We start from the raw sequence: 7550 nt of genomic DNA, 5'->3' as shown, positions 1-7550 counted from the left end.
CGACGCCGTTGGCGGGGCGTCGGACCACGGAGGCGTGGGACGCGCTGGACCGGGGCGAGGACCCGACGGCCGACTGACGCGACGGGCGGCGGGCTGTCAGCCGACCGGCTGGCGCTCCCACTGGGCGCGGCTGCTGGCGGCGCGGGCGGCGGTCAGCTCGGCGACCAGGCGGTTCAGCTCGGCGCGTTGGTCGGCGCGGGCCCGGTCGGCGCAGACCGCCTCCCAGGCGTTGCCCCGTGCCGTCCGCATCCGTCCCTCGCCCACCATGGCCCGTTCCACGGTGTGCACCACTCCGACGGCGAGCGAGGCCACCGTCCGCGAGATGGTGGTCAGTCCGATGGTCGGGTGCGGCTCGGAAATGCTCATGGTCACCTCGCAGGAGGAGTTGCTGCGGTCGGGGCAGGCGCGCCATCGAGTCTGCCCGAGGACGATGCTCGCCGGTCGACGTTTCGCCGCGGTGACCGCCCGGTCAACTGTCTCGCCTCGGCCGTGACCAGGGACCGTCCGTTCGGCCTTGAGCTTGCTCACAACATCGATCGGCGTCGCTGCCGGAGGGCGCAGACCCGGAACTGGTGGCATGATCGATGAATCGGCCCGGTCTGACTGCGGCCGCCAGGCTCCATACCACGTGACGGTGGTCGATACCGGAGGTGGCGCTGCGTGACAACCCGTTCACGGCAAGTCGGCCATTATGCCGCAGCCCTTTTCGTGAGCAGCGCCATACCCCCGGCATTCGGCGTCGGTCGGCTGCCCCTAGCATCGGCCCATGACGCCCGGAGAGGGGAGTCCGTTCGTGACTGCTGAGCATGCGCACGCGGAGGGGGACGAGGCCGGCCAGGCAGCGTCCGTAAGCGTGCTCGACGAGATCCTGGCTGGCGTACGTGAAGACGTCGCCCGACGCCAGGAGCAGGTTCCGCTGGAGCGGATCCGTGAACTGGCAGCGGCGGCGCCACCGCCGATGGACGCGTACGCGGCGCTGCGTAAGCCCGGCGTGGCCGTGATCGCCGAGGTGAAGCGCTCGTCGCCGTCCAAGGGCCGGCTGGCCGAGATCGCCGATCCGGCCGACCTCGCGGTCGACTACGCGGCCGGTGGGGCGCGGGCGATCAGCGTGCTGACCGAGGGGCGCTGGTTCGGCGGTTCGCTGGACGACCTGGCGGCTGTCCGTGCCGCGGTCACCGTGCCGGTGCTGCGCAAGGACTTCGTAGTCTCCAGCTACCAGATCCACGAGGCGCGCGCGCACGGCGCCGACCTGGTTCTGCTGATCGTCGCCGCACTCGAGCAGAACGTCCTGATGGGTCTGCTGGAGCGGATCGAGTCGCTGGGCATGACCGCTCTGGTCGAGGTGCACGACGAGGAAGAGGCCGACCGCGCGCTGGAGGCCGGCGCGCAGGTGATCGGGGTCAACGCCCGTGACCTGCGTACCCTGGAGGTCGACCGGTCGGTGTTCGAGCGGATCGCGCCCGGCCTGCCCAGCAGCGTCGTCAAGATCGCCGAGTCCGGCGTTCGTGGCCCGCACGACCTGATCCGGTACGCCTCCGCGGGCGCCGACGCGGTCCTCGTGGGCGAGGGCCTGGTCACCCAGAAGAGCCCCCGCGAGGCGGTCGCCGAGTTGGTCAACGCCGGCAACCACCCGGCAACGCCCCGGCCGGTGCGCTGACCCCGCGCCGGTCTGACGTCCCAGCGAGAGGATTCCCGATGAGCGCCGACGCGCTGGCCCCGGTGGCCGGCCCGCAGCCCGACTCCGCCGGCCACTTCGGCCGCTTCGGCGGTCGGTTCGTTCCCGAGGCCCTGGTGGCCGCGCTGGACGAGCTCGACGGGGCGTGGCGTACGGCGATGGAGGACGAGTCCTTCCGGGCCGAGTTCGGTGCGCTGCTGCGCGACTACGCCGGCACGCCGTCGTTGCTCTACGAGGCCCGGCGGTTCTCCGCGAAGGTCGGCGCGCGGGTGCTGCTCAAGCGGGAGGACCTCAACCACACCGGTGCGCACAAGGTGCGCAACGTGCTCGGCCAGGCGCTGCTCACCAAGCGGATGGGCAAGACCCGGGTGATCGCGGAGACCGGTGCCGGGCAGCACGGTGTCGCCACCGCGACCGCCGCCGCCCTGTTCGACCTGGAGTGCGTGGTCTACATGGGCCAGGTCGACACCGAGCGGCAGGCGCTCAATGTGGCCCGGATGCGGATGCTCGGCGCGACAGTCGTCCCGGTCACCAACGGTTCACGCACCCTCAAGGACGCGATGAACGAGGCGATGCGCGACTGGGTGGCCAACGTCGACGAGACGCACTACCTGATCGGCACCGCCGCCGGCCCGCACCCGTTCCCGGCGATGGTGCGCGACTTCGTCCGCGGCATCGGTGACGAGGCCCGCCAGCAGTGCCTGGACCTCACCGGCGGGCTGCCGGACGCCGTCACCGCCTGCGTCGGCGGTGGCTCCAACGCGCTCGGCATCTTCCACGCGTTCGTGGGCGACGAGGCCGTGCGGCTGTACGGCTTCGAAGCCGGCGGCGACGGGGTGGCCACCGGCCGGCACGCGGCGAGCATCACCGGCGGGTCCGCCGGGGTGCTGCACGGCACCCGCACCTTCGTGCTCCAGGACGCCGACGGGCAGACCCTGGAGTCGCACTCCATCTCGGCCGGCCTGGACTACCCCGGCGTCGGGCCCGAGCACGCGTGGCTGCACGACACCGGCCGGGCGAACTACCTGCCGGTGACCGACGACGAGGCGATGGCCGCCTTCGAGCTGCTCTGCCGCACCGAGGGCATCATCCCGGCGATCGAGAGCGCACACGCGCTCGCCGGCACCGTCGCGCTGGCCCCGAAGCTCGCCGCGGAGCTGGGCCGGGAGCCCACCATCGTGGTCAACCTCTCCGGGCGGGGCGACAAGGACGTGCACACCGCCGGCGACTACTTCGGCATCCTCGACAAGGAGCGGTGAGATGAGCCGGATCGGGGTGGCCTTCGACAAGGCCCGCGCCGACGGACGGGCACTGCTGGTCGGCTGCATGCCGGCCGGTTTCCCCACCGTCGAGGGCAGCATCGCCGCGATGACCGCCATGGTCGAGGCCGGCGTCGACGTCATCGAGGTGGAGATTCCCTACTCCGACCCGGTGATGGACGGGCCGGTGATCCAGCGGGCCAGTGACATCGCGCTGGCCGGGGGCGTACGCACCGCGGACACGATGCGCATCGTCGAGGCGGTGGCGGCCACCGGCGCTCCGGTGGTCACCATGACCTACTGGAACCCGGTCGAGCGGTACGGCGTGGACGTCTTCGCCCGTGACCTCGCCTCCGCCGGCGGCACCGGCCTGATCACCCCGGACCTCATCCCCGAGGAGGCCGACGAGTGGCTGGCCGCCTCGGACGCGCACGGGCTGGACCGCACGTTCCTGGTCTCGCCGTCGTCCACCGACGCCCGGCTGGCGATGACGGTGGGGCACTGCCGCGGCTTCGTCTACGCGACCGCCGTGATGGGGGTGACTGGTGCCCGGGCGCGTACCTCCGACGCCGCCCCGACGCTGGTCTCCCGGGCCCGCGCGGTCACCGACCTGCCGATCGGTGTCGGCCTGGGTGTGGGCACCGGCGCGCAGGCCGGCACCGTAGCCGGTTACGCGGACGGGGTGATCGTGGGCAGCGCGCTGGTCCGGTGCGTGCTCGACGCGTCCACGGAGGCCGACGGGCTGGCCGCCCTGCGCACGCTCAGCGTCGAACTCGCCGAGGGCGTCCGCAACCCCACCCGCTGAGCCCGGCCTCGCCGGCCCTGTCCTCGCTGGCCCAGCTCGCTGAGCCCGGTCCGGCTCGACCCTCGGCGCTCGTGCCGACGCGGCCGAGTGAACCGCGCAGCGCGGGGGCATGTATGTCTGGTGAGCGGTATGACTGTGAGTCATACATATGACTCACAGTCATATACCGCTTAACCGCATGTGGCCTGGCAGGCGAGGCTGTCCGCGACCACCCGACGGACCTCGGGACGGTTGCGACCTGTCAAGGGTGCAGGGATGGGTCAGCGGCCTCACCGCGTTGCTCCGGAGGCTGCCCCGCCCCCGGATGCCCGTCCTGGCCGGTCGCGGGCCGCTGCCCGTCGTGGCTGGTCCGCGGTCGCTGCGTGTCGTGGCCGGTCGCGGGCCGCTGCCCGTCCTGGCTGGTCCCCGGCCGCTGCCCGTCCTGGTCGGTTGTCGGCCGGCCGTCCCCGGCTGGGCGAGCCGCGGGCAGTGGCGTGGAGGGCGCGGAGGGGGCGGTGGCGACGGTGCCGGGCATCCGGGGGACGTCGCGGAGGACGCCGGAGCGGCCGGCGGTCGCGTCGGTGACGGCGGCCCGGGTGAGTGGGGTGACCACCTCGGGCAGCGCGTCGGGGGAGTGCCAGGACAACCGGCAGCCCGCCGGTGGGTCGGTGACGGGTCGGACCCCGGCCGCGCGGGCCCGGAACACGTGCACGAGAACGTCGGGCAACGGTCCGGCGCGTCCGGCCGCAGCCTGCCCGGAAGGGCCGGTCAGGTGGTAGACGCCGATCAGGTCGATCAGCTCGACGTCCCAGCCGGTCTCGGCGCGGATGTCCCGTCGGGCCGCCCGCACCGGACCCTCGGCCGGACGCAACCGCCCGCCGGGCAACGCGTAGCGGCGCGCACCCCGGCCCTGCTGGCAGAGCAGCACCCGACCGGTGTCGTCGGTGACGACCGCGGCGACCGCCCAGGTGAGCGCGCTCATGGACAAAGAGCCTACGGCGGTGCAAACCAGAAGTCACCGGGATGCGCGCTCCAGCGGCCCGGGGTGCCGCTGCGGGGGTGTGCAGCGGTAGCGTGTGCACCCGTGACCCTCGCCTCGCTCTCCCCCCAGGCGGCCCTGCCCAGTCCCAGCACCGCGGTCTGGCAACTCGGGCCGGTGCCGATCCGGGCCTACGCGCTCTGCATCATCGCCGGCATTGTGCTGGCCTGTTGGGTGACGGAACGCCGGCTGCGGCAGCGCGGCGTCGCGCCCGGCGCGGTGCTCGACATCGCCGTCTGGGCGGTGCCCGCGGGCATCATCGGCGCTCGGATCTACCACGTGGTCACCTCACCGGAGAAGTACTTCGGCGCCGGTGGGGACCCGATGAAGGCGTTCGCCATCTGGGAGGGCGGTCTCGGCATCTGGGGCGCGGTCGCCGGTGGCGCGGTCGGTGCCTGGATCGCGGCCCGACAGCTCGGCATCCCGTTCGGCGTGGTGGCCGACGCGCTGGCCCCCGGGCTGCCGCTGGCCCAGGCGGTCGGCCGGATCGGCAACTGGTTCAACAACGAACTCTTCGGTGGCCGGACCACCCTGCCGTGGGGCCTGGAGATCCACCGGATGGACCCGGACAACCCCGGGCACGCGCTCCGGGACGACGCCGGGCAGCCGATCCTCGAACCGGGTCTCTACCAGCCCACGTTCCTCTACGAGGCGCTGTGGAACCTCGGCGTCGTGGCCCTGGTGCTCATCCTCGACCGCCGGCTCAAGCTGGGCCGGGGCCGGGCGTTCGCGCTCTACGTGATGGGTTACACCGTCGGCCGGTTCTGGATCGAGCTGATGCGCACCGACGAGGCCAACCAGATCCTCGGCGTCCGGCTCAACGTCTGGACCGCCGCCCTGGTCTTCCTCGGCGCCCTGATCTACTTCGTCCGGGTGCGTGGCCCTCGCGACTACCTGATCCCGCTCGGCGTGGCGGCGACGACCCCGCCTCCCACCTCGGACCTGTCCCAGGTCGACCTTTCCGAGCGGGAGACCCCGGCGCGGGCCACCGCACCGGAGGGCTACCGGGTGGTGAGCGAGGAGCAGTACGCCGCCTGGCAAGATACCGGCGTCGTACCGCCGGCGCCCGACGACGACTCCCGGCCGGCTGACGGCGAGCCGTCCGGCGAGGTGGCAGCCACCGACCTCGCGTCGGGCGACGACGAGCCGGCGGACGATCCGTCCCCCGCTCGCACCGACCGGGCCGACGCCACCGGCGCCCGTCCCGCCGACCGGGACAGCTGAGCGGGGGCGACACCGATGCGAAGCGCGGTGGTGGTCGGCGCAGGGGTCGGTGGCCTCGCGGTGGCCGGCGCGCTGGCCCGTTCCGGCTGGCAGGTCACCCTCTTGGAACGCGCCGAACGGGTCCGACCCGAGCCGACCGCCGTGGTGCTCTGGCCCAACGGCGTCCGCGCACTGCAGGCCCTCGGCCTCGGCGCCGGCCTGGCCGCCATCGCCACCCCGTTGCCCGACGGCGGGGTCCGTCGCCCGGACGGGCACTGGCTCGTGCAGCCCCGGCCCATCCCGGCCGACCGGATGCCGGTGGTGGTGCACCGCGAGGATCTGCACGACGCGCTGATCGCCGGCCTCGGCGACCGGGTCGAGCTGCGTACCGGAGTGACCGTGCGCCACGTCTGCGTCGAGCCGGGCGAGCGACCGGGAGTCAGCGACGGGCGGCACACCATCGAGGCCGATCTGGTGGTCGCCGCCGACGGCACGGACAGCGGCATCCGCCGCCAACTCGCGCCCGAGTCCCGGGTGGTCAGCTCCGGGTGCGCCGCCTGGCGGGCCGTCATTCCCTGGTACCAGGCACCTCGACTCCCCGACGATCAGCCGCTGGCCGGCGAGATCCTCGGCGCGGGTTACCGGTTCGTGGCCGCGTCGCTGGGCGACCGCGGCTCCTCGGGCGGGTCCACCCGGGGTGGCATCTACTGGGTGGCCACCGCCGCCGGTGCGCCCCGCCCGGAGCCTCCGGAGACCCAGCTCGCCCTGCTGCGCCGCTGGTACGCGGGCTGGCCCGCGCCGGTCGGCGCGCTGCTCGACGCCACCGACCCGTCCGACTTGGTCCAGCAGGAGGTTCGCGAGCTGCGCCCGCTGCCCCGCACGTACGGTTTTCCGGTCGGGCCCGGTGGGGTGGTGCTGCTCGGTGACGCGGCGCACGCCATGCCGCCGCACCTCGGGCAGGGCGCCTGCCTCGCGTTCGAGGACGCCGCCACGCTCGCGTCGCTGCTGCGGGAGGCCCGGCTGCCCGACGCCGTCCAGGCGTACGACCGGGTGCGCCGTCCCCGGGCCGCGACCGTGGTCCGGCAGACCCGGCGGATGTCGGCGGTGCTCCAGACCCGGGGCCGGTTGGCGCTGCGCGCCCGGGACGCCGCACTGGGCACGATCAACTCGCGACTGCTCTCCAGCGCCGTCGCCACCGCCGCCCAGTGGCGCCCCCCGACCTGACCCCGCTCGCGGGCAGGTCAGGGGAGCGGGGCAGGTCAGGGGATGAGTGCGGCGGGTTCGGCGATGCAGGCGGTGCCGATTCGGCGGAAGCCGACCCGCAGGTAGACCCGCGCGATCTCCTCGCTGCCCGCGGAGAGGAAGACCAGCTCGGTGCCGGCCGCCAGCAGTTCCTGGGCCAGGGTGGCGGTGAGCGCGGCGCCCAGCCCGCGTCGCCGGGCGGACGGCAGAGTGGCCACCCCGGCGATCTCCGCGACGTCGTCCACCCGCATCGCCATGCCGCTGGCCAGCGCGCCGTCGGTCGGCGTGCCGGCCAGCGCGGAGATCCGTCGGCCGTCGGCGATCCGGGCGCGCTCCTCGTCGAGCGCG

8 protein-coding genes are annotated in these 7550 nt (G+C 73.8%); 5 read left to right on the top strand and 3 right to left on the bottom strand.

All coding sequences use genetic code 11. The annotated features are described in order from the left end of the window. Positions 1-96: 96 nt before the first annotated feature. Complete coding sequence (locus PSH25_RS05310; RefSeq protein WP_238657938.1) at positions 97-366, bottom strand: hypothetical protein; 270 nt, start codon at positions 364-366, stop codon at positions 97-99. Positions 367-853: 487 nt separating this feature from the next. Here PSH25_RS05310 and trpC point away from each other — a divergent pair, with 487 nt between their 5' ends. The 3 genes from trpC to trpA are packed head-to-tail and all read left to right on the top strand — an operon-like array spanning position 854 to position 3739. Continuing rightward, positions 854-1657, top strand: a complete 804-nt coding sequence (gene trpC, locus PSH25_RS05305) for an indole-3-glycerol phosphate synthase TrpC (protein WP_030334428.1) — start codon at positions 854-856, stop codon at positions 1655-1657. Positions 1658-1695: 38 nt separating this feature from the next. Then, positions 1696-2934: a tryptophan synthase subunit beta gene (trpB, locus tag PSH25_RS05300; RefSeq protein ID WP_238657937.1), complete on the top strand. Its 1239-nt coding sequence runs from the start codon at positions 1696-1698 to the stop codon at positions 2932-2934. A gap of 1 nt (position 2935) precedes the next feature. Continuing rightward, a complete protein-coding gene (trpA, locus tag PSH25_RS05295; RefSeq protein ID WP_238657936.1) occupies positions 2936-3739 on the top strand; it encodes a tryptophan synthase subunit alpha in 804 nt (267 codons plus the stop codon). A gap of 241 nt (positions 3740-3980) precedes the next feature. Here the strand turns inward: trpA and PSH25_RS05290 are convergent, their stop codons facing one another. Then, positions 3981-4700, bottom strand: a complete 720-nt coding sequence (locus tag PSH25_RS05290; RefSeq protein WP_238657935.1) for an NUDIX hydrolase — start codon at positions 4698-4700, stop codon at positions 3981-3983. A 102-nt stretch (positions 4701-4802) separates the two neighbouring features. On the opposite strand from PSH25_RS05290, the gene lgt reads away from it, so the two are divergent. Both lgt and PSH25_RS05280 read left to right on the top strand, forming a co-directional pair. Continuing rightward, positions 4803-5981 carry a prolipoprotein diacylglyceryl transferase gene (gene lgt, locus PSH25_RS05285; protein WP_238657934.1) on the top strand — a complete coding sequence of 393 codons (1179 nt, stop codon included), beginning with the start codon at positions 4803-4805 and terminating at the stop codon, positions 5979-5981. A gap of 15 nt (positions 5982-5996) precedes the next feature. After that, positions 5997-7184, top strand: a complete 1188-nt coding sequence (locus tag PSH25_RS05280) for an FAD-dependent oxidoreductase (RefSeq protein WP_238657933.1) — start codon at positions 5997-5999, stop codon at positions 7182-7184. Between the two features lie 35 nt (positions 7185-7219). On the opposite strand, the gene PSH25_RS05275 is transcribed toward PSH25_RS05280, so the two are convergent. Beyond that, on the bottom strand, positions 7220-7550 hold a 331-nt coding region (locus tag PSH25_RS05275), incomplete at its 5' end, for a GNAT family N-acetyltransferase (RefSeq protein WP_238657932.1).

The organism is Micromonospora foliorum, from assembly GCF_022229015.1.
Taxonomy (GTDB): domain Bacteria; phylum Actinomycetota; class Actinomycetes; order Mycobacteriales; family Micromonosporaceae; genus Micromonospora; species Micromonospora foliorum.
Note: the sequence above shows the minus strand (reverse complement) of the source record. Positions and strands in the feature narration are given on the sequence as shown.